Origin of the sequence: Proteus appendicitidis (genome assembly GCF_030271835.1) — a bacterium.
Lineage (GTDB): Bacteria > Pseudomonadota > Gammaproteobacteria > Enterobacterales > Enterobacteriaceae > Proteus > Proteus appendicitidis.
In genome coordinates this window covers 400,963-420,280 of sequence record NZ_CP127389.1, presented here as the reverse complement: position 1 = coordinate 420,280, position 19,318 = coordinate 400,963, and the positions used below count along the sequence as shown (strand labels likewise).

Here is a 19,318-nt window from a genome sequence, read left to right as displayed (position 1 = left end):
GTGTTGATTCGGACCCGTTACGGCGCTTTGCCGACGACCACCACCACACGCACGACAACCACAGCCGCAATGTGCGCTGTTAGTCGTAGGCTTTGTAGTAGAGTAGTGATGATCATGGGTTACCTATCAATTAATTTAATGATGTGTTTACGTGTTATCTGTATTTAAAAAAACATAACTTCTACAAATTAACAACCTTTTTTTCGGTTTATTTTTTATCACTGTTAAAAACGAGAGCTAGATCACTTCTAATGAAAATCAAAAAGTAATCCCAGTAACAGCATAAAAAACCAGATTAATTCTACGCTACAGAATAACCGAAAATCCCTTTATCAACGTAAACACACCCATTCAATATTATAAAAAAGCGACCTGAACCAGTAATAATGTTGCCGAGAGTACAAACATAAATATCACCATCGGCATAATAAATTTAAGCCATTTATTATAGGAGATATCTAACATTTGTAATGTCGCTAAGACCAATCCCGTTGGCGCTAAGAACAACATAATATATTGTCCCCAGTTATATGCTGATACCACCATATAACGAGGAACACCAACTGCATCGGCTAATGGTGCCATAATAGGCATCGCTAAAACCGCAAGCCCTGAAGAAGACGGAACAATAAACCCTAAGCAGATAAAGACCACGAGCTGTGCCAATAAGAATAAACTTGGTGGCATTCCTGCAACCATATGAGACATAAATTCAAGAATGGTATCAGCAATTTTACCTTGTTCCATCACAAGGTTAACACCACGCGCTAAACCAATAATTAATGAAACACCGACTAATTCAGACGCCCCGTGAATAAATCCATCAATGGCTGTTTTCTCTTTTAATCCAGAGAGGAAAATTATAATGATTGCGATAGCAAGGAACAGAGCCGCCATTTGTGGAAACCACCAGCCCATGTCCATAACACCCCAAACCATAATGGGAAAAGCAGCAACAAATAAGCAGAGGATCACTTTACGACGCCACGAAAACTCTAATATCTCATTAGGATCGTAATTACTTAAAAAGCGCTGTTTAAAACTTTCGGCATTTTCATAGTTGTAAGAGAAAGTTGGATCTTTTTTGATCTTCTTGCAATACCAATATAAATAAAGCAAAACACCTATCGTACCAATCACTAACCCAATAGTACGAAAACCGATCCCTTCAATAAAACTGATCCCCGATGCATTTGATGCGATAACAACCGAGAAAGGATTTACCGTTGAGAACCCAGCCCCCATTGAAGAAGCAAGGAAAATAGCACCGACACACACAATAGCGTCATAACCCAAAATTAAGAATATGGGTACTAATATAGGATAGAAAGCAACGGCTTCTTCTTCAATCCCACAGCTTGTCCCACCTATGGATAATATAATCGTGACCCCAAACACGACTAAAAACTCTTTACCTTTGGTTCGATTCGCGAGTGCTGTTAAACCAGCATTGAATGCACCAGTTTTATTAACAACCCCAATAAGCCCCCCCAAGACCAGAATAAAAACAATAACATCAGCCCCCTCTATCGTCCCTTTTACCATACTTTCGGTAATATCCATTATCCCTTTGGGTTGCTGTGCTACGCGTTCATAAGTTCCGGGTATCGCTATCGGTTTTTTAATGGTTCCATCGGTAAATTTATTAATCTCAATAGAGACATTTAAATCATTTAATGTCGCCTGAGTTGCAGGTAACACTTCATGAGAACCATCTATTTTTGCAACCACTAATGATGGCTCTGCTGAGTTATAACTTAATCGTTGATATTCGCCAGCTGGAATTATCCACGTTAAGCCAACCACAATTACTGTAATGGCAAATAAAATAGTAAATGCGGTCGGAAACGCAAACTTTTTAAGTTTCATAAGCGTCCTCGACTTAAATAAGAGGCTACTCTGCCAGTAGAAATAATATCTATCTGGCAGAGTCTATTATTAGAATTAAATTTAGAATAATGATAAGTATGATATTAATCAGAAATAATTGTTGTGCCTGTTTTTCCTTCTAAAGCAGATAATGCATTCTCTAAAGAAGTAATAATAGCTTGCACACCTTTATCACTCTCTTTTAGAAAATTAAGACAAGCCTCCACTTTAGGTAACATACTTCCTTTAGCAAATTGCCCTTGAGAAATATATTCCTGAGCTTGAGAAAGTGTTAATTTATCTAAATTCATTTGATTTGGTTTATTAAAATTAATAGCGACTTTATCAACAGCCGTTAATATTAATAAAATGTCTGCTTTTAATTCTACGGCTAATTTTGAGCTAGAATTATCTTTATCAATAACAGCATCAATACCTTCTAATAAATCTCCTTTTCGAATAACGGGAATACCGCCGCCCCCCACAGTAATCACCACAATATTACGTTCAACCAACTGTTTAATAATCGGTGATTCTACAATTTCTAACGGCTTAGGTGATGGGATCACTCGACGATATCCACGTCCAGCATCTTCCATAAAGTGAAAACCATGCTCTTTTTGAATAACCTCAGCTTGCTGTTGGGTATAAAAAGCACCAATCGGTTTTGTCGGTGATAAAAAAGCAGGATCGTTTTTATCAACAACCACTTGGGTCACAATGGTGGCACAACCATGATTTTTATTCAGATTTCTTGCACATAATTCGTCATTAATCGCTTGTTGTAGATGATAACCAATATAACCTTGGCTCATGGCACCACACTCAGCGAATGGCATATAGGGCGTACCAATATTCTGCTGTGATGCATAATCCATAGCTAAGTTGATCATTCCAACTTGTGGACCATTACCATGACCAATAATGACTTGATAACCCTTCTCAACCAAATCCACAATGGGCTTTGCGGTTTTTCGTACTATTTGCTTTTGCTCTAGCGGCGTATTTCCTAATGCATTTCCCCCTAAAGCAATGAATACCTTTTTAGGCATTGTCAGCTCCTTGCTTTAGCTTAAAGTGGCAAACATAACGGCTTTAATGGTATGCATACGATTTTCAGCTTGATCGAAAACTTTTGATTGGCGAGATTCAAAAACATCGTCGGCCACTTCCATTTCACTCAAGCCAAACTTCTGATAAATATCTTCACCAATAAGCGTTAAACGGTCATGGAATGAAGGTAAACAGTGTAAGAAAATCGCATGAGGATTTGCCATTTTCATCATAGAACTATTCACTTGATAAGCTTTCAATAAGCGAATACGTTCATCCCAAACACTATCTGGCTCTCCCATTGAAACCCAAATATCGGTATAGAGAACATCAGCCTCTTTTGCCCCTTTCTCGATATCTTCTGTTAATGTGATAGAGCCTTCGTTTTCAGCCGCGATTGCACGACACTCCTTCACAAGTTGCTCTTCTGGCATTAAAGATGCCGGGCCACATGCTGTAAAATGTAAGCCTAATTTGGCACAAATCACCATTAAAGAGTTAGCAACGTTATTACGCGCATCACCAAAGAAAGTCAGCTTAAGCCCTTTTAAATGACCAAAGTTTTCTTCAACTGTCAGCATATCTGCCAGCATTTGAGTTGGGTGGAATTTATCTGTCAGACCATTCCATACGGGCACACCTGATTTTGCAGCAAGCTCTTCAACTAATGACTGATCAAAACCACGATATTCAATACCATCATAAAAACGGCCTAATACACGCGCAGTATCTTCAATCGATTCCTTTTTACCCATTTGTGATGAACCTGGATCAAGATAAGTGACACCCATTCCTAAATCGTAACCAGCGACTTCAAAAGCACAACGTGTACGTGTTGACGTTTTTTCAAATAATAAAACAATATTTTTACCTTCAAGAGAACGATGAGGAATGCCTGTCATTTTTAATGATTTAAAATGCTTAGATAGCTTCAATAAATATTGAATTTCCGCAGATGTAAAATCGAGTAATTTTAGAAAACTTCTACCTTTAATATTAATAGACATAATAATCCTATCTCCTAATTATTTTGATAATAATAGAGTTAAAAAATAGTTTGTTATTTAAAAAATAGAAGACTCCCCAATAACAAAAGTTATTAGGAAAGAGGCTTGATATTTTTAGCGTGTAATAATGAGAACTTATCCGTTAAAAACAGAGAAATGGAAGCACTGACGTTGTTTATACATCATAATATGGGCAATACGTCTAATATGAGGTGTTTTCCTATTATTATTTTCCATAATACTAGTACCTTCATCTATAGGTATTAAATGAGGGTTACAGTGAAACATATAGGAATTAACTTTAATGTGATTATCATCTCAATTATCTATTTATGATAAAAACCATATATCAGTAAAAATAAAATCATTAAAAATACATTTTATTAACACACAAATAAAATAGGGATAATTATTTTATATTAATAATGACTTCAATTAAATTAATAAGATAATCGAAAAATAGCCAATAAAATTTATTTTTATTTAGCTTAGCTATGATTTAAATCTCATTTTTATAATTAACATTAATGATACATTTTGATACTAGAATAATTTAGCTAACATCATTACGGCACTACAAATGATTAAAATTAAAGTCGCATACTGAAACACTTTGTCAGGCATTCTGATCAACAGCCACTTAGACAGCGGAATAGAGATTAGCGAGCCTAAGAATAACAAAAGCGCCAAATGAATATCCGTATGTCCATCTTGCATATAGGCGAGTGCAGAAGAGCCTGATAACAATGTTGTGGTAAATATAGAAGTACCAATAGCTTGCTTAATAGAAAGGTTCGCATAGCGTAGCAATAATGGTAATACAACCACACCACCGCCCACCCCCGTTGCTCCTAAAACAACACCCGCTGCAATCGCAGGAAGTAATAGTGCTTTTATATTTAAAGGTGCTAACGCTGTATTTTCAACCACAACAGGAGGTAAGAAGAAAAACATTCTCTGTACAAAGAGAAATAGAGAAAAAACAATAGCACTAACAACAAGCGCATTAATTCCCCATTCGACTTGTTGCTGATACTGCGCTAACGACCCTAAATAATTAACAAAAACACTGGCTAAAAAGGTACTTGGTAGCATTATTCCTAATACAATCATCGCTCTTTTAAAGGGAATATTCCCAAGGCGAAAATGCATATAAGACGAAGTCACTTTCATCAACATAGATAATAAATTTGCTGTTGCCACTGCCATTAGCGCATTCATACCAAAGAAATAGGTCAATACAGGTAAAACAATAACACCGCCGCCCACGCCCGTCGTACTTATAATTAAGCCAATTGCCGCACCCACCGCTAATGTGGTGATAAGTAACATTATTGATTTCCTTGCATCACAGCTTCTCGCCCTTTTAATAATGCTTTTTCTGCTGACTCACTTGCTAATGTCATATATTTAAAAAACAGCACATCAAAAGCCACCATTTGTAAAACTTGTGGCGTAATCACCCCTAATTGAGAGTGTTGTTCATCATAAAAATAAGGCAACGTGTAATCAGATAAACGAGTCGCTTCATCTTGCCCAAAACGGGTTAATGCTACCGTTAAACAGCCTTCATTCTTTGCTGATTTCAACATACGGTTAATATCCGTCGTATTTCCTCTAGCGGTAACAGCAATAGCAATATCATCCGCAGATAAATTGGCGGAATAAGCCAATTGAGCATGAAGATCTGAACTAAATAACGTGTTTTTATTTACACGAATTAATTTATGAAAAATATCACTCGCCACAACGGCAGATGCGCCAATACCAAACAATACAATGCGTTTTGCCGATACCATTTTTTCAGCTAATACATCAATGGTATTGGGATCTAACAACGCTAATGAATCCAAAATAGCGCTGGTAAACAGATGCCCTGTTTTGGAAATAATTAATTCTGTCGAGTCTGTTTTCGCAAGATTGCCATAGAGAATATCGCCACTGCTTTTTTGTTGCTTTTCTTCTGAAAGATAATCAATTTTAAATTCAGGATAACCGCGATACCCCATTTGACGAGAGAAACGGATAACAGAAGCACTACTTACACCGGCTTTAACTGCCAGATCAGCCGCATTCATACTGGCAATATTCTCACTATTCTCTAATAGATAATGAGCAATACGTTGTTCTGTGCCTTTGCCTTGTATTCGTAGGCTTTCAAGCTTTTTGGTCAGTGTTGACATTCTGTTATCCTTTTTATTTCTGACTTATTTCTCTGGATCGGTAAATCCCATTAGCATACTGGCGATAAAACCGACAATCCATGCACCTAATACTGCGATCAGGAACTTAATAATTTGCCCATCGCCCACTAACGGAATTAATGATAACCCAGCTGTACCAAATGGAATAATGATCCCAACTTGGAAATATGCCATTAATGCACCACCAGCCGCACCACCAATACATCCAGCAACAAATGGTTTTCCTAATGGAAGGGAAACACCAAATAATAAAGGCTCTCCGACACCGAAAATACCCACAGGTAATGCGCCCATTAACGTTTTCTTTAAACGTTGGTTTTTAGTACGTAGATAAACCCAAAAACAAGAGCCTACTTGCCCCATTCCGCCCATGGCTAAAATAGGGAACAAGTAATTTAAACCAAAAGTATTTAAAATTTCGGTATGAATAGGAATTAACCCTTGATGTAATCCCGTTAAGAGTAAAAATAAGAAACTTCCCCCTAACGCAGCACCGGTTACAACTGCACCACCACCTTGATTTAAAAGTGATAATGATACGCCTTGTGCTAATAACTGATTAAGATAATGGCCAATAGGTTGGAAGATCATAATCGCCACAAGAGAAGAAACTAAAATAGTCACAAATGGCGTTAAGATAAGATCAAGGCTCTCTTTAACGATACTACGAAACCATAATTCTAATTTTGAAGAGAATACGACCACCATTAATACGGCAAAGATCCCGCCACTGTTTGGCTGTAATTTCTCACCAAATAAGGTGATATCAGCAAGCCCTGGCATAGCTAATAACCCTGCCATTACCGCACCAATCGACGTTGATGCTCCCAATTCTTTGGCGGTATTTATCCCAATCATAATAGAGAGATACGCAAATACCGTACTACCAATTAATTTGAATAATTTAAATAGCTCAGGGAATTGCTCAACTAAGCCCGGCGCGACTAAACGGATAATATTAATTAACCCCATAATCAAACCGCAGCCAATTAAAGCAGGAATGGTCGGAACAAAAATAGCCGCTAATGTATTTAGCATACGACGAATAGAAAAGCCTTTTTTCACTGGTGTTGACGCAGACCCCTCTTCACTACTTGCCGAACTATTTTGCATACGCTTATTCATAATGGAATAAACTTTTGCCGCGGTTCCCATTCCTACAATCACTTGGTGCTGTTCGCCATTAAATACAACACCTTTAACGCCTTCGACTTGTTTTAAAGCGTCTGCATCAAATAGCGAACTGTCTTTTAAAATCAGTCGAATACGAGTCATACAATGTGTTAGGGTTGCCACATTTTGAAACCCACCAGCGTGTTTTTCTATTTCTATTGCTAACGTGTCGAGATGTTCTATTTTATTAGCCATATGCGTGCCTGCTAAAGTTCAGAGTGTTTACTCATATTGTTATTAGTTAAATAGGGCAAGTTGCTGTTGTAACGAACGATAAGGATATTGCTGTGTAATTTGATCAACTTTCTCCACACTCAGGTGAAGTTCATACATTAAAATGGCTTTTCTAGGATGATAATTAACCATTTGTAACAGGGTTCTGGCTCTTTCATGTGAAATTCCACACACTTCGCTGACAATGCCTTCAGCACGACGCTGCAATTTCTCATTACTCGCAATCACATCCACCATCAGGTTTTTATGCACTTTACCAAGCTTAGTCATTACGCTAGTACTTAACATACCCAAAATCATTTTTTGAGCCGTGCCACTTTTCATTCTTGTAGAGCCTGTTAATACCTCTGCGCCCACATCTGGAGCAATAGATAAGTCGGCAATTTCACTCATCATACTTTTGCCGCGCGTAGTAATAGATACAGTCAATGCTTTTAACTTTTTGCCATATTGCAAAGCTGCGACAGTGAAAGGCGTACGACCGCTTGCCGCAATGCCAATAACGACATCTTTATCGCTAACATGACGACGTTGAAGCTCTTCAATTGCCGCCTCTTGGCTATCTTCAATATTTTCAACAGCTTTTAGCATTGCATCATGACCGCCTGCAATAATTGCCTGCACTAATGTAGGAGACACTCCAAAAGTAGGAGGGCATTCGGCACTGTCTAGTACAGCTAATCGCCCACTTGTTCCGGCACCAACATAAAAAATACGTCCACCTTTTTGCAAACGCTCAGTAATTTTTTCTACCGCTTTAGCAATAGCGGGTAATTCTTTTTTAACTGCATTGGCAACGGTCATATCTGCACTATTGATAAGCGTAACCAACTCTAAAGCGCTTAATTCAGAAAACTGTGTTGTTTCTTGATTGCTTTCATTTTTAAGACATTCGATTAATGCATCTTCTTTCATCATAACAACCTTAATGAAACCAAATTTCAATAAAAATTACATCTAATGAAATTACATTTCAATGGTAATTATCACCACTCTGTGAAATTAGTCACATTAAGTTAAGCTTTTTTCTTTGTCAGAAACCCAACAGTCACTATGAAAAATAGAACAATTTATTGATTTAAAAAGAATTCCACTTGTTCTCTAAATAAGACAGCAAGTGGAATACAAAGATGTGATAGTGCAGAAGTGTACTACTTTGCTTGCGCTAGAAATTGTCCAAACTCTTCAATGCTTGGATAAGAAGATTGTGTGCCTTTACCTGCAACACTTAAACCAGAAAACATCACGGCTTTATTTAACGCTTTTTCAATATTATTGGTGTGAACATAATAATGGGAGAAACAACCAATAAAAGCATCCCCCGCCCCACTGGTATCTATTGCATCAACTTCAATGGCGGGAATATATTTTTCAATGTCGCCATTCATCCATAATGCGCCTTTTTCACCTAATGTAACGATGACATTCTTAAAGCCTTTTTGTAATAAAGAACAAGCGGCTTCACGAATTTCATCCATTGTGGTGATTGGCATACCCGTCAATATTTCAAGTTCTGTTTCATTCGGAACAAAAAAGTCACAACGAGCCGCAATATCAAGATCTAATGCTTTTGAAGCCGGTGCAGGGTTAAATAACACAGGAATATGGTGTTTATTACCGAACTCGATAGCGTGATACACCGTTTCAAGCGGGATTTCTAATTGTAGTACGATTATTTTGCATTTTTTTAGGCTATCTGTTGCTCTATCAATATCCTCTGGTGATAAATGCTGATTAGCACCTTTCACAATTAAAATGCTATTTGATGATTGAGAAGTCACAAAAATAGGTGCAACACCGCTTGTTGTACCGGGCACTTTTTCAACATAGCGTGTATTAATGCCATAAGATTCTAAATTCATGATGGTGTTATCCGCAAAAATATCATCACCAACCTTTGTTAACATCATCACTTTTGAATTTAATTTAGCTGCCGCAACCGCTTGATTTGCCCCTTTGCCACCGCAACCAATCTTAAATGCTGGCGCCTCAAGGGTTTCCCCCTCTTTTGGCATCCTATCTATATAGGTGATCAAATCCACCATATTTGAACCAATCACTGCGATATCCATAGCGCCTCTTGCTCTTATGTAAAATTTATAAATGTGAAAATAGTGACATTTTGATAGATGTATAACAGTATCATGTTATTTAAATATCACTTGTGATTGTTATCTCGTTAAAACAGCACTAATATGTTGCCAAACTAACATGAGTGATAAATAACAATCTTCTTATTAAGGAATATACTATGCGTCCATTAGCTAATTATATCGATCATACCCTTCTTGCAGCAGATACAACTGAAGCACAAATCAAGAAATTGTGTGCTGAAGCAGTTGAACACGGTTTCTTCTCCGTTTGTATTAACACTTCTTACATCCCTTTAGCAAGAACTTGCCTTGAAGGAAGTGATGTAAAAGTCTGTTGTGTTATCGACTTCCCATTCGGGGCGGGTTTAACAGCAACAAAAGCATTTGAAGCGGCTGAAGCTATTCGTCAAGGCGCACAAGAAGTCGATATGGTTATCAATATCGGTATGTTAAAAAGCGGTCGTTTAGACTTCGTAAAACAAGATATTGAAGCAGTAAAAGCCGCTTGTGGTAATACAACTCTGAAAGTTATTTTAGAAACTTGCTTATTAACTGATGACGAAGTACGTTTAGTTTGTGAAATGTGTCGTGAGATCCGTGTTGATTTTGTGAAAACATCAACAGGATACAGTACAATGGGCGCAACAGAACATCATGTTGCTTTAATGCGCAAAACCGTTGGTGATGAAGTTGGTGTGAAAGCATCTGGTGGTGTTCGCGATCGCCAAACAGCATTAAACATGATCAAAGCAGGTGCAACACGTATCGGTGCGAGTGCAAGTGTCGCTATCGCAACAGATTCAGATGCACCTGAATCAAACTACTAATTATTTAGCGTATATTTTCTTGGAGTACGCTATTCGATAACACAAGGATCCTTCGGTGATAGAGACCAAACAGCACGAACGTTTGCGCCGCCTCAGTGAATGTATAAAACGCTCAGGTCGCATACATCTTAAAGACGCCGCGAGGATCCTTGAAGTTTCTGAAATGACAATTAGGCGCGACCTTAGTTCTGATGCCGAAAACCCTTTTCCGATGTCATTATTAGGTGGCTACATTGTTGCATTAGCCCAGCCCCATTCAGGGTTAATCTCAACATCCTCTGATATTATTACGCCGGATCAAACTGAAGAACTTCATATTCCTAATCTTGCTGCTGGCATGGTGTCTGACGGTGATGTTCTTTTTTTCGATAACGGACAGTTTATTCCTACACTGATTGAGCTAATTCCCGATAATCTGCATTTCATGGGGATCTGTTATTCTCACCGCGTATTTTTGGCATTAAGTCAGAAAAAAAATGCCACCGTATTACTTTGCGGAGGTGAATATCGTCCTAAAAGTGATTCATTCTATAATCCTACCCAGACTTCTTATCTTGATAGCATTAATCCTAAAAAAGCCTTTATTTCAGCCGAAGGTGTTCATCTCGATTTTGGCGTTACCTGTTATAACATCGACGATCTGTACATGAAGAAAAAAGCGATGGATAAATCTATTCGTAAGATTTTACTCACCAAATATCACTATTTTGATGAAACAGCGACAGGCAATATGGGCGATTTAGCTCAGTTTGATGTTGTTATCACAGATAGAAAATTAACGGATGATTACGAAGATTATTGCCGAAAAAATTCCGTAAAAGTGATTTATTAAATTAAATAATAGAGAGCTAACTTAAATAGATAATAAAGAAAAGCTAACCTTAAATTAAATAAAATCGATTAATTCTTTTTTTAAAAAATAAAGAAAAATCACACCACTTTTTGATTGCCAATGCAAAAAAAAGTGGTTAATATGCCCGCGATTTATTATTTTTCATCCATTTCAATTAACTGCAAGGAGGTATCCCATGACAACTACAAATATGAATACTCTTTGCGGACAATCTCAGAAGTAATCCTTTTTTTCTTCTTTTTGCTGTCCGCCAATCAATTTATTTTTTTATCCTTTACATTATATGGATTGGTATATGGACAAGTGTGTTCATTATTTATCTGATAGCGTTTGTTATATCGCATCGGATAATACTTGGATTGAAAGCAAAGCAATCCAACAATTAGAAACAACCGCTCAACTTCCTGATATGGCTTATGTTGCAGGTATGCCTGATTTGCATCCTGGCCGTGGTTATCCCATTGGCGCTGCCTTTTTTTCTGTTAATCGCTTTTACCCTGCTTTAGTCGGTAATGATATTGGCTGTGGTATGACGCTTTTTCAAACTGAGTTTAAAAACAGCAAACTCAACTTAGATAAAGCGGAAAAACAGTTGAGTGAAATGAGTGATATCGCACCTTCAGAATGGCTAGAAGCGCATCTACCGACTGAAATGCAAAACCATCCTTTCGCTGGCTCTTTAGGCTCTATTGGTGGTGGTAATCACTTTGCTGAATTCCAACAAATTGACCAAGTGATTAATGAAACACTTTTCGCTGCAAGTAGTATCAATAAAAAACAGTTATTGCTATTAGTTCACAGCGGATCGAGAGGTTTAGGACAATCTATCTTACGCGCCCATACTGAGCAGTTTGGTCATAAAGGGCTTGTTGCTAACACCGAAGCAGTAAATGAATATTTGCAAGCCCACAATAATGCACTTGATTACGCAAAGATTAATCGCCGCCTTATTGGTGAAAGAATGATGCGCCAAATTCGTACTCAAGGTGAAGTAATTTCTGATGTAAATCATAATCTTGTAGAGCCTTGTGAATTACATGGTCAACAAGGTTGGTTACATCGTAAAGGTGCAACACCCGCACATCACGATATGGTGGTTATTCCGGGATCACGCGGTGATTATAGCTATATTGTGAAGCCACTTATGTCTGAATTAAGCGAATTAAGCCTTCATTCATTGCCTCATGGTGCAGGTAGAAAATGGATGCGTACAGAGTGTAAAGGGCGATTATCACACCGTTTTACACCTTTACAACTTTCACGAACAGCATTAGGTAGCCGTATTATTTGTGCCAATAAACAACTGATTTATGAAGAAGCACCACAATCTTATAAATCGATTGAAACAGTGATTGAAAGCATGGTGAATATTGGATTAATCGACGTCATCGCGCGTTTAAAACCGGTGATCACCTATAAAACAAGTGGGGAGATGGCGTAATGTTATTACAATTCACCTCCGCACAAGGCCCTGAAGAGTGCTGTTTAGCCGTTGAAAAAGCGTTAAATTACTTTTTGAAATCAACCACAAAACAGCAAGTGAACGTCACAGTTCTTGAAAAAGAGCCTTCACGTCATGGCTTAAAATCAGCGTTAGTATCTCTTGAAGGTGCTGATGCACAGGCTATCGCACAACAGTGGGCAGGCTCTGTACAATGGCAATGTGCAAGCACATTACGACCTCGGCATAAACGTAAAAATTGGTTTATTGGTGTTGCTTGTTTTGAACAACCTGATGAAATTAATGACAAAGAAATTGTCTTTGAAACCATGCGTTCAAATGGCCCCGGCGGTCAGCATGTTAATAAAACAGAATCGGCAGTCAGAGCAACACATATTGCCACTGGTATTAGTGTAAAAGTGCAATCAGAACGTAGCCAGCACGCAAATAAAAAGCTCGCTAAACAACTTATTGCATGGCATTTAGAGGCTTATATGATGAAACAACACGCTTCATTAAATAGCCAACGCCATATTGCCCATCACCGAGTTATTCGTGGCGATGCCACACTCTGTTTTAGTGGCAACGACTTTGTTCTTATAAGCAAATAATGTTATTTATCTAACAAAAGCAAAGCCACGATTTTTAATCGTGGCTTTTTTGAGACAAAAATACCCTGCAATAAGATTTTTTAAATTAAAAAATCAATAAAGCGTATAGTGAGTTTTAATAAATAAATCTTACAGTTAATACATTTATTTTATTTAATTAATCTTATTTCTTTTAATAAATCACACTTATTAAAATATAACTATTATTAATTAAATGGCTGCTGGTGTATTTCGCATTTTAACCGTGAACGTTACAACCGCAGAAGCAACTAATGCAATAATCATAAACATAAATGCGCTGTCGTAACTACCACCACTTGCTTTAATTAAAAAGCCCATAACCGGTGCAGAAACAACACCCGCCATTTGACCACCAAAGTTAACAATCCCTGAAGCACGACCCATGATTTTATTTGGAATAGTATCCATTAAAATACCCCAGAACATTGCCATGGCGAAGAACATAAATAATGCTGAAATACACTGGTATACAACAGCCATATCAGCACTTTCAACGGTATATGTCATATATAAAAAGCCTGCTGCAATCACTGCGGTAATCATATATAACCATTTACGCTGTGATTTACATTTATCAGAAACATAACCCCCTAATAATGTACCACCAGCGCCAAATAAGAATGGGATCGCCGCCATTACCCCTGTTTTAGCCAAAGAGAATTCACGAACAGTAATTAAATAACTTGGTAACCATGTTGAGAATCCCCAAAAGGTAATATCAAACAAAAACCAAATTGCTGCCATTTGCCATAGTACTGGCATCTTTAACACATCTTTAAAAGGTATTGCTTCAACAGGTTTATCCGTTAACGTACCATCTGCGGCTAACTCATCGAGATCTTGCTGGGTGATACTTGGGTGATCTTTGGGATTATCACGAGTGAAGAAATAGATACCCGCTGCAATTAATAGACCGGGAATACCTAAAACAATAAACACCATATGCCAGCCAAAAGCACCGATGATACTCGCAGCAACAATAACCGCTAATGCAGGGCCTAAGGTATTTACTGTTGATTGAATTGCCGTTGCACGACCACGCTCTTTAGATGGGAAATAAGTTGAGATCATTTTCCAAGAAGCGGATGGAAAACAACCTTCACCAATACCAAATAAGAATCGCACCGCTAACATTAACGGTAATGTAAATACCATCCCCGTTAAGCTGGTGAAGACTGACCACCATGCAATGCCGATTGCCATAATTTTACGTGCGCCAAAACGGTCAGCTAAGAAACCGCCCGGTATTTGGAATGCCGCATAACCGACAAAGAACGCACTGATGATTAAGCCTTGTTGTGTGGTATCAAGATTAAGATCACGTCCAATAAAGGGTAATGAAACACTCATTACCATTCTATCTAAGAACGAAAGTAACCATGCTAACCAAATTAAGGATAAAACGGTGTAACGAGCTTTCCATGTTTTCTTCTGTTGAAGATTTGGAATAATATTTGAACTCATTTTCCTGTTCCTCAGGTAAGGGGAAACCATCACGGTTGAAGAACAACCGTGATAAACAGAGATAAGATTTAACGTTTAAGAGTGTTATTGTGTTTTTGTGTCGTTATGCTCTTAAAACATGACCACTACAGGCGTAGCTTTCGACCCCATTAATTAATGCGATACGACCATTGACCATCACCAAATCGATCCCTTCAGGGTATTGGTTTGGTTCAACAAACGTGCCTTTATCAATAATGGTTTCAGGGTCGAACATCACAATATCAGCGGCATATCCCTCTTTAATTAAACCTCTATCGGTTAATCGAAGGACTTCAGCCGGTTTACCTGTCATTTTGCGAATGGCTTGTTCCCAAGTGAGGCATTTTTCTTCTCTGACGTATTTCCCTAAAACACGCGGAAATGCACCAAATACACGAGGATGAGGCTTACCTGCCCCCATTAATCCATCAGTACAGACGTTTTGTTCAGGGCGACATAAGAATTTAATAACGTGTTCTTCTGTACCGTAAAAATCCACCATGCCTACCGCATTTTCTTCTTCATATAGCAGATCAAAGGTTGCGTTATACGGATCTTTACCTCTCAATTTGCCTAGCTCTACAAGGCTAAGCCCAACAGCATCTTGGTTTTTTTCTGTTTTAGAGCTAGTCACATAAATATTTTCTAATCCTGCGAAATCAATAAAGTTATCCCAGCCCGGAATGCCTTTTTCGATATCTTCAATCATCTTTTTACGCAGTTCAGGAGAAGCCAAGCGTTCTAATAATTTCTCTGTACCGCCTGCGTGAACCCAAGGCGGTAAAATCACCCCAAGCATGGTACTGCCTGCCACATACGGGTATTGGTCAAAAGAGATACGAATGCCCTCTTTTTGCGCTTGCTCTAACATACCAAGCATTTCGTCAATTAATCCCCAGTTTTTCTTACCGCAAACTTTCATATGGGAAATATGCAACCAAACACCTGATGCTTTGGCGATATCAATAAGCTCTTGAGTTGATTGAATAATATCGTCAGCTTCACTACGTTGATGAACAACAAAAATGCCATTATGTTTTGCTGTAACCTTACAAAGTTCGATCATTTCAGCGGTATCACCAAAGGCACAAGGCATATAAATCAATCCGGTTGATAAACCAAACGCCCCTGCTTTTAACTCACGCTCTAAGATCTCACACATCTTGGCGACATCTTCACGGGTAGAAGGATTACCTTCTAATCCCATCGCTTCCATTCGAATGTTGCCATGAGGAACAAGGTAAGCAAGATTCGTTGCAGAGCCTCTCGCTTCCAACATACCTAAGTAACCTTCAGTATTTTTAAAATGCCAATCAATACTGTCAGAATCACCATCTAAACCCGCAATATTCTTACGCCATGCTGAAATATATTGTTCTGGTAATGGTGCTAACGCGACACCATCTTGCCCTAACAATTCAGTGGTGATCCCTTGGCGAATTTTGGCAGATAAAGCGGGATTAAGTAGAGCAGAAAGATCAGAGTGAGTGTGAGTATCAATAAAACCGGGACAAACTATCTTCCCTGTTGCATCAATAATCTGATCATTTGTTTTTGCATCAAACTGGCCGATTTTTATTATTTTCCCTTCATTAACCACAACATCAGCTTGAAATGCACTTGCCCCTGTTCCATCAATAACAGTGGCGTTTTTAAATATTGTTTTCATTCTGTTATTTCTCCAAAGAGCATCTGGCTGTTTCGCCAGATACTCTTCTAGTAAGGATTTATTTCGTAAGGATTAAAGGTGATAAAGGCTGTTCATAATGCTGTAATAGCCACTCGCAGCACCTTTTAACTGTTCAACTTCAATATATTCATCAATGGTGTGCGCTAAGTTCTCGCGAGAGGGGCCAAAACCAATAGTTTTAATACCCGCCTCACCCGCATAATGGCTACCGTTAGTACAGAAAGAGTATTGTGTGACAGTCGGTTTAAAGCCTGACTCGTGCAGCCCTTTTAAAACGCTTTGTACATAAGGATCGCTCTCTTCTAATACCCAACCAGGGAAGAAACGTTCACCTTCAATAGTGGCTCCGGTGTAACATTTTTCAGTGCCGTAGGCATAAGAGACTTTTGCTTTAAAATCAGCATCTTGAGAAGCAAGTTCATCAATCGCTTTTTGTAATGGTGCAAGCACTTCTTCTTTCGTTTCACCCACTAACAAACGGCGATCGTAAGTGGCGCGACAATATTCAGGCACAACCGAAGCGCCCGGATAAGGTGATGATTTAATATCTGTTAGTTCTAAGATCCCTTTTCCTAATACAGGATGAACCGATGGTGTTAAGGTTCTGATCTTCTCGATCAGTTTTGCCATCTTATAAACAGAGTTGATCCCTGCATCTGGATTGGCTGAATGAGCGGGTTTACCAAAGGTTTCAACCACAATTTCAGCACGACCGCGTTGCCCAATTTTGAGGTTTAATTCAGAGGCTTCACCAATCACCACATAATCTGGTTTATAGCGCTCAGAAACGAGTCTTGCGGCAACACCTTCAAAACACTCTTCATGCACAATACAAGAGACATAAATACGACCAGCAAAATTGCGCTGATTATCTTGACCATAAAAACCTATCGCTGAAATCATCGCAGCGACGGCACCTTTCATATCACTGGTGCCGCGACCATAAATCTTGCCATCTTTGATTTCTGCACCATAAGGTTTTTCTTTCCAGTCACGCTCACTCACCGGTACAGTATCGATATGACCATCAAAAATAAGGGTTTTCCCTGGGTGTTGACCTATAATTCCGCCAATAATATTGCCGTATTTATCAATGTGAATATCGTCAAAATCATAGTTTTTCATCATCTCTTCTATGACTTTAACAACGTTACCTTCTTCACCTGAATAGCTTTTTTGTTGGATTAATAATTGGCAATTCTTAATAACTTCATCAAATCGGTTTGCTGATAACATACTTGTTCACTCCAAAAGACTTATTTGTTTTTTAAAATTGTTTGAAGCTAGGCAACTCACCATCCCACACGATATCGCGATAACGTTCAGGATCAGTGTCACCTTCAGTGCTTATCACAAGCACTCGTGCATTTTCATCTAATCCCAGCGCTTCTTTCGCACTCTGATAGACAGGTGATTGCATCAAAATAGAGAGCAAGCCTGTTGTCACAGCACCAGATTCACCAGAAATGATGTGCGGATCACCGGGTAAAGGGTTCCCTAAAATCCGCATTCCCCTCGTCGCGACGGCATCAGGGCAAGAGAAAAATGCCGCTGAATAATCGCGCAATAAATTCCAACCAATACTATTCGCTTCACCACAAGCAAGCCCTGCCATAACTGTTTGTAAATCCCCACCAACAGGAATAGCATCTGCTTTTCCTGATACCGCAGATTGATATAAACAGTCAGCAATGCGCGCTTCGACCACAATCACTTTCGGTGCTTGTTTGCCATAAGCTGCGGTTACCATGCCTTGCACCATACCCGCAAAAGAACCCACACCGGCTTGCACAAAAATATGCGTCGGGGGAACTTCATGTAATTGTGCGAGAGATTCCAGCATTAAAGTGCCATAGCCTTGCATGATCCAAAGTGGGATCTCTTCATAGCCATCCCATGCAGTATCTTGAACCACAATCCAGCCATATTTTTCAGCCATTTCAGCCGTCATTCTCACTGCATCGTCATAGTTCATATCAACGATTTCAGCGACTGCACCTTCACGTAAAATGGCATCTAAACGTTCTTGAGATGATCCTTTTGGCATATAAACCACAGCGTTTTGCTTTAACTGTCTTGCCATCCAAGCAACGCCACGTCCATGATTCCCGTCAGTGGTTGTCGCAAAAGTCACGCCATTTAACTTTTTCCTGATCTCATCACTGATCATTACCTCATAAGGTAATTCACTTATGTCCATTTCAAGGAAATCAGCAATATGGCGTGCCATCGCATAAGCACCACCTAACGCTTTAAATGCTTTTAAACCAAAACGAAAAGACTCATCTTTGAGATATAACTCACCAATCCCTAAGGTTTTGGCTAACTGGGGTAAATGAAATAATGGTGTAGGTGCGTATCCTGGAATAGTTCTGTGAAAATCTAACGCTTTGACTAACTCTTCATAATGAAAAGGGGCAAGCTCCGCGGTTGGTTTTCGCGTAAATGAACTTTGGTTAATCAGGTACTGCAATTGCTCCTGCATGGAATTACCTCTTAATCACACTTTAAAATTCGCGATAACCCAATATCGCGATTAATCGGAATACATAGGGTTATCCCCTATATCGCAATATGTATGCCAACTCATTCAAAAAGCATTTAATAAAAATATAACCATTTGATTTAAAATATATTTATTGTTTTAACGATTAAGAAATGAAATTAATGATGCAGAAAAGCTGTGATCTAGGCGGTTTTATTTAGGTGATAAATTATCAATAATAAGAAACTGTGTGAGCTTTATACAAAAACAAC

18 protein-coding genes are annotated in these 19,318 nt (G+C 38.6%); 4 read left to right on the top strand and 14 right to left on the bottom strand.

The features are described 5' to 3' along the window. Positions 1 to 17 precede the first annotated feature (17 nt). From ivbL to rbsK, 10 genes are all read right to left on the bottom strand, one after another. Positions 18 to 116, bottom strand: coding sequence for an ilvB operon leader peptide IvbL (ivbL, locus tag QQS39_RS02080; protein WP_071788573.1), 99 nt, complete (start codon positions 114 to 116; stop codon positions 18 to 20). A gap of 241 nt (positions 117 to 357) precedes the next feature. Beyond that, entirely contained in the window at positions 358 to 1,869 is a 1,512-nt protein-coding gene (locus tag QQS39_RS02075) for a YfcC family protein (protein ID WP_151434079.1), read from the bottom strand. Between the two features lie 104 nt (positions 1,870 to 1,973). Beyond that, on the bottom strand, positions 1,974 to 2,921 hold the full coding sequence (gene arcC / locus QQS39_RS02070; protein ID WP_151434078.1) for a carbamate kinase: 948 nt from the start codon (positions 2,919 to 2,921) through the stop codon (positions 1,974 to 1,976). A gap of 15 nt (positions 2,922 to 2,936) precedes the next feature. Continuing rightward, positions 2,937 to 3,929: an ornithine carbamoyltransferase gene (gene argF / locus QQS39_RS02065; RefSeq protein WP_285805298.1), complete on the bottom strand. Its 993-nt coding sequence runs from the start codon at positions 3,927 to 3,929 to the stop codon at positions 2,937 to 2,939. 135 nt (positions 3,930 to 4,064) lie between these two features. Then, the gene (speFL, locus tag QQS39_RS18700; RefSeq protein WP_109372621.1) at positions 4,065 to 4,166 is read right to left on the bottom strand and encodes a leader peptide SpeFL; all 102 of its coding nucleotides are present in this window, start codon (positions 4,164 to 4,166) and stop codon (positions 4,065 to 4,067) included. 306 nt (positions 4,167 to 4,472) lie between these two features. Continuing rightward, positions 4,473 to 5,261 (bottom strand): sulfite exporter TauE/SafE family protein, encoded by a 789-nt coding sequence (locus QQS39_RS02060; protein WP_196735874.1) that lies wholly within the window; start codon positions 5,259 to 5,261, stop codon positions 4,473 to 4,475. Then, positions 5,261 to 6,112: a MurR/RpiR family transcriptional regulator gene (locus QQS39_RS02055; protein ID WP_285805297.1), complete on the bottom strand. Its 852-nt coding sequence runs from the start codon at positions 6,110 to 6,112 to the stop codon at positions 5,261 to 5,263. Before QQS39_RS02055 ends, QQS39_RS02060 begins: the two co-directional genes overlap by 1 nt. 24 nt (positions 6,113 to 6,136) lie before the next feature. Beyond that, a complete protein-coding gene (locus QQS39_RS02050; RefSeq protein ID WP_285805296.1) occupies positions 6,137 to 7,501 on the bottom strand; it encodes a PTS transporter subunit EIIC in 1,365 nt (454 codons plus the stop codon). Positions 7,502 to 7,543: 42 nt separating this feature from the next. Further along, entirely contained in the window at positions 7,544 to 8,455 is a 912-nt protein-coding gene (gene murQ, locus QQS39_RS02045) for an N-acetylmuramic acid 6-phosphate etherase (protein ID WP_151434073.1), read from the bottom strand. A 236-nt stretch (positions 8,456 to 8,691) separates the two neighbouring features. Beyond that, complete coding sequence (rbsK, locus tag QQS39_RS02040) at positions 8,692 to 9,612, bottom strand: ribokinase (RefSeq protein WP_151434072.1); 921 nt, start codon at positions 9,610 to 9,612, stop codon at positions 8,692 to 8,694. A gap of 179 nt (positions 9,613 to 9,791) precedes the next feature. Here rbsK and deoC point away from each other — a divergent pair, with 179 nt between their 5' ends. From deoC to prfH, 4 genes are all read left to right on the top strand, one after another. Beyond that, the gene (gene deoC / locus QQS39_RS02035) at positions 9,792 to 10,460 is read left to right on the top strand and encodes a deoxyribose-phosphate aldolase (protein ID WP_151434071.1); all 669 of its coding nucleotides are present in this window, start codon (positions 9,792 to 9,794) and stop codon (positions 10,458 to 10,460) included. 55 nt (positions 10,461 to 10,515) lie between these two features. Then, positions 10,516 to 11,292 carry a DeoR family transcriptional regulator gene (locus QQS39_RS02030; RefSeq protein WP_151434070.1) on the top strand — a complete coding sequence of 259 codons (777 nt, stop codon included), beginning with the start codon at positions 10,516 to 10,518 and terminating at the stop codon, positions 11,290 to 11,292. A 316-nt stretch (positions 11,293 to 11,608) separates the two neighbouring features. Further along, positions 11,609 to 12,754: an RNA ligase RtcB family protein gene (locus QQS39_RS02025; protein ID WP_285805295.1), complete on the top strand. Its 1,146-nt coding sequence runs from the start codon at positions 11,609 to 11,611 to the stop codon at positions 12,752 to 12,754. Then, positions 12,754 to 13,365 carry a peptide chain release factor H gene (gene prfH / locus QQS39_RS02020; RefSeq protein ID WP_109372630.1) on the top strand — a complete coding sequence of 204 codons (612 nt, stop codon included), beginning with the start codon at positions 12,754 to 12,756 and terminating at the stop codon, positions 13,363 to 13,365. Before QQS39_RS02025 ends, prfH begins: the two co-directional genes overlap by 1 nt. Before the next feature lie 210 nt (positions 13,366 to 13,575). Here the strand turns inward: prfH and QQS39_RS02015 are convergent, their stop codons facing one another. The 4 genes from QQS39_RS02015 to dpaL all read right to left on the bottom strand — a co-directional run bounded on the left by QQS39_RS02015 (position 13,576) and on the right by dpaL (position 19,046). Beyond that, the gene (locus tag QQS39_RS02015) at positions 13,576 to 14,850 is read right to left on the bottom strand and encodes an MFS transporter (RefSeq protein ID WP_285805294.1); all 1,275 of its coding nucleotides are present in this window, start codon (positions 14,848 to 14,850) and stop codon (positions 13,576 to 13,578) included. Positions 14,851 to 14,953: 103 nt separating this feature from the next. Beyond that, positions 14,954 to 16,540 carry an N-acyl-D-amino-acid deacylase family protein gene (locus QQS39_RS02010; protein WP_100157995.1) on the bottom strand — a complete coding sequence of 529 codons (1,587 nt, stop codon included), beginning with the start codon at positions 16,538 to 16,540 and terminating at the stop codon, positions 14,954 to 14,956. A 72-nt stretch (positions 16,541 to 16,612) separates the two neighbouring features. Beyond that, a complete protein-coding gene (locus QQS39_RS02005) occupies positions 16,613 to 17,797 on the bottom strand; it encodes a YgeY family selenium metabolism-linked hydrolase (RefSeq protein ID WP_196571076.1) in 1,185 nt (394 codons plus the stop codon). A 31-nt stretch (positions 17,798 to 17,828) separates the two neighbouring features. Next, a complete protein-coding gene (dpaL, locus tag QQS39_RS02000) occupies positions 17,829 to 19,046 on the bottom strand; it encodes a diaminopropionate ammonia-lyase (protein ID WP_285805293.1) in 1,218 nt (405 codons plus the stop codon). Positions 19,047 to 19,318: the final 272 nt, after the last annotated feature.

Coding starts and splice junctions, on each gene's coding strand:
- QQS39_RS02005 (WP_196571076.1), bottom strand. CDS start 17,797: ATGTTATCAGCAAACCGATTTGATGAAGTTATTAAGAATTGCCAATTA.
- QQS39_RS02060 (WP_196735874.1), bottom strand. CDS start 5,261: ATGTTACTTATCACCACATTAGCGGTGGGTGCGGCAATTGGCTTAATT.
- argF (WP_285805298.1), bottom strand. CDS start 3,929: ATGTCTATTAATATTAAAGGTAGAAGTTTTCTAAAATTACTCGATTTT.
- ivbL (WP_071788573.1), bottom strand. CDS start 116: ATGATCATCACTACTCTACTACAAAGCCTACGACTAACAGCGCACATT.
- QQS39_RS02015 (WP_285805294.1), bottom strand. CDS start 14,850: ATGAGTTCAAATATTATTCCAAATCTTCAACAGAAGAAAACATGGAAA.
- QQS39_RS02075 (WP_151434079.1), bottom strand. CDS start 1,869: ATGAAACTTAAAAAGTTTGCGTTTCCGACCGCATTTACTATTTTATTT.
- arcC (WP_151434078.1), bottom strand. CDS start 2,921: ATGCCTAAAAAGGTATTCATTGCTTTAGGGGGAAATGCATTAGGAAAT.
- QQS39_RS02055 (WP_285805297.1), bottom strand. CDS start 6,112: ATGTCAACACTGACCAAAAAGCTTGAAAGCCTACGAATACAAGGCAAA.
- murQ (WP_151434073.1), bottom strand. CDS start 8,455: ATGAAAGAAGATGCATTAATCGAATGTCTTAAAAATGAAAGCAATCAA.
- deoC (WP_151434071.1), top strand. CDS start 9,792: ATGCGTCCATTAGCTAATTATATCGATCATACCCTTCTTGCAGCAGAT.
- QQS39_RS02010 (WP_100157995.1), bottom strand. CDS start 16,540: ATGAAAACAATATTTAAAAACGCCACTGTTATTGATGGAACAGGGGCA.
- rbsK (WP_151434072.1), bottom strand. CDS start 9,612: ATGGATATCGCAGTGATTGGTTCAAATATGGTGGATTTGATCACCTAT.
- prfH (WP_109372630.1), top strand. CDS start 12,754: ATGTTATTACAATTCACCTCCGCACAAGGCCCTGAAGAGTGCTGTTTA.
- QQS39_RS02050 (WP_285805296.1), bottom strand. CDS start 7,501: ATGGCTAATAAAATAGAACATCTCGACACGTTAGCAATAGAAATAGAA.
- speFL (WP_109372621.1), bottom strand. CDS start 4,166: ATGGAAAATAATAATAGGAAAACACCTCATATTAGACGTATTGCCCAT.
- QQS39_RS02025 (WP_285805295.1), top strand. CDS start 11,609: ATGGACAAGTGTGTTCATTATTTATCTGATAGCGTTTGTTATATCGCA.
- dpaL (WP_285805293.1), bottom strand. CDS start 19,046: ATGCAGGAGCAATTGCAGTACCTGATTAACCAAAGTTCATTTACGCGA.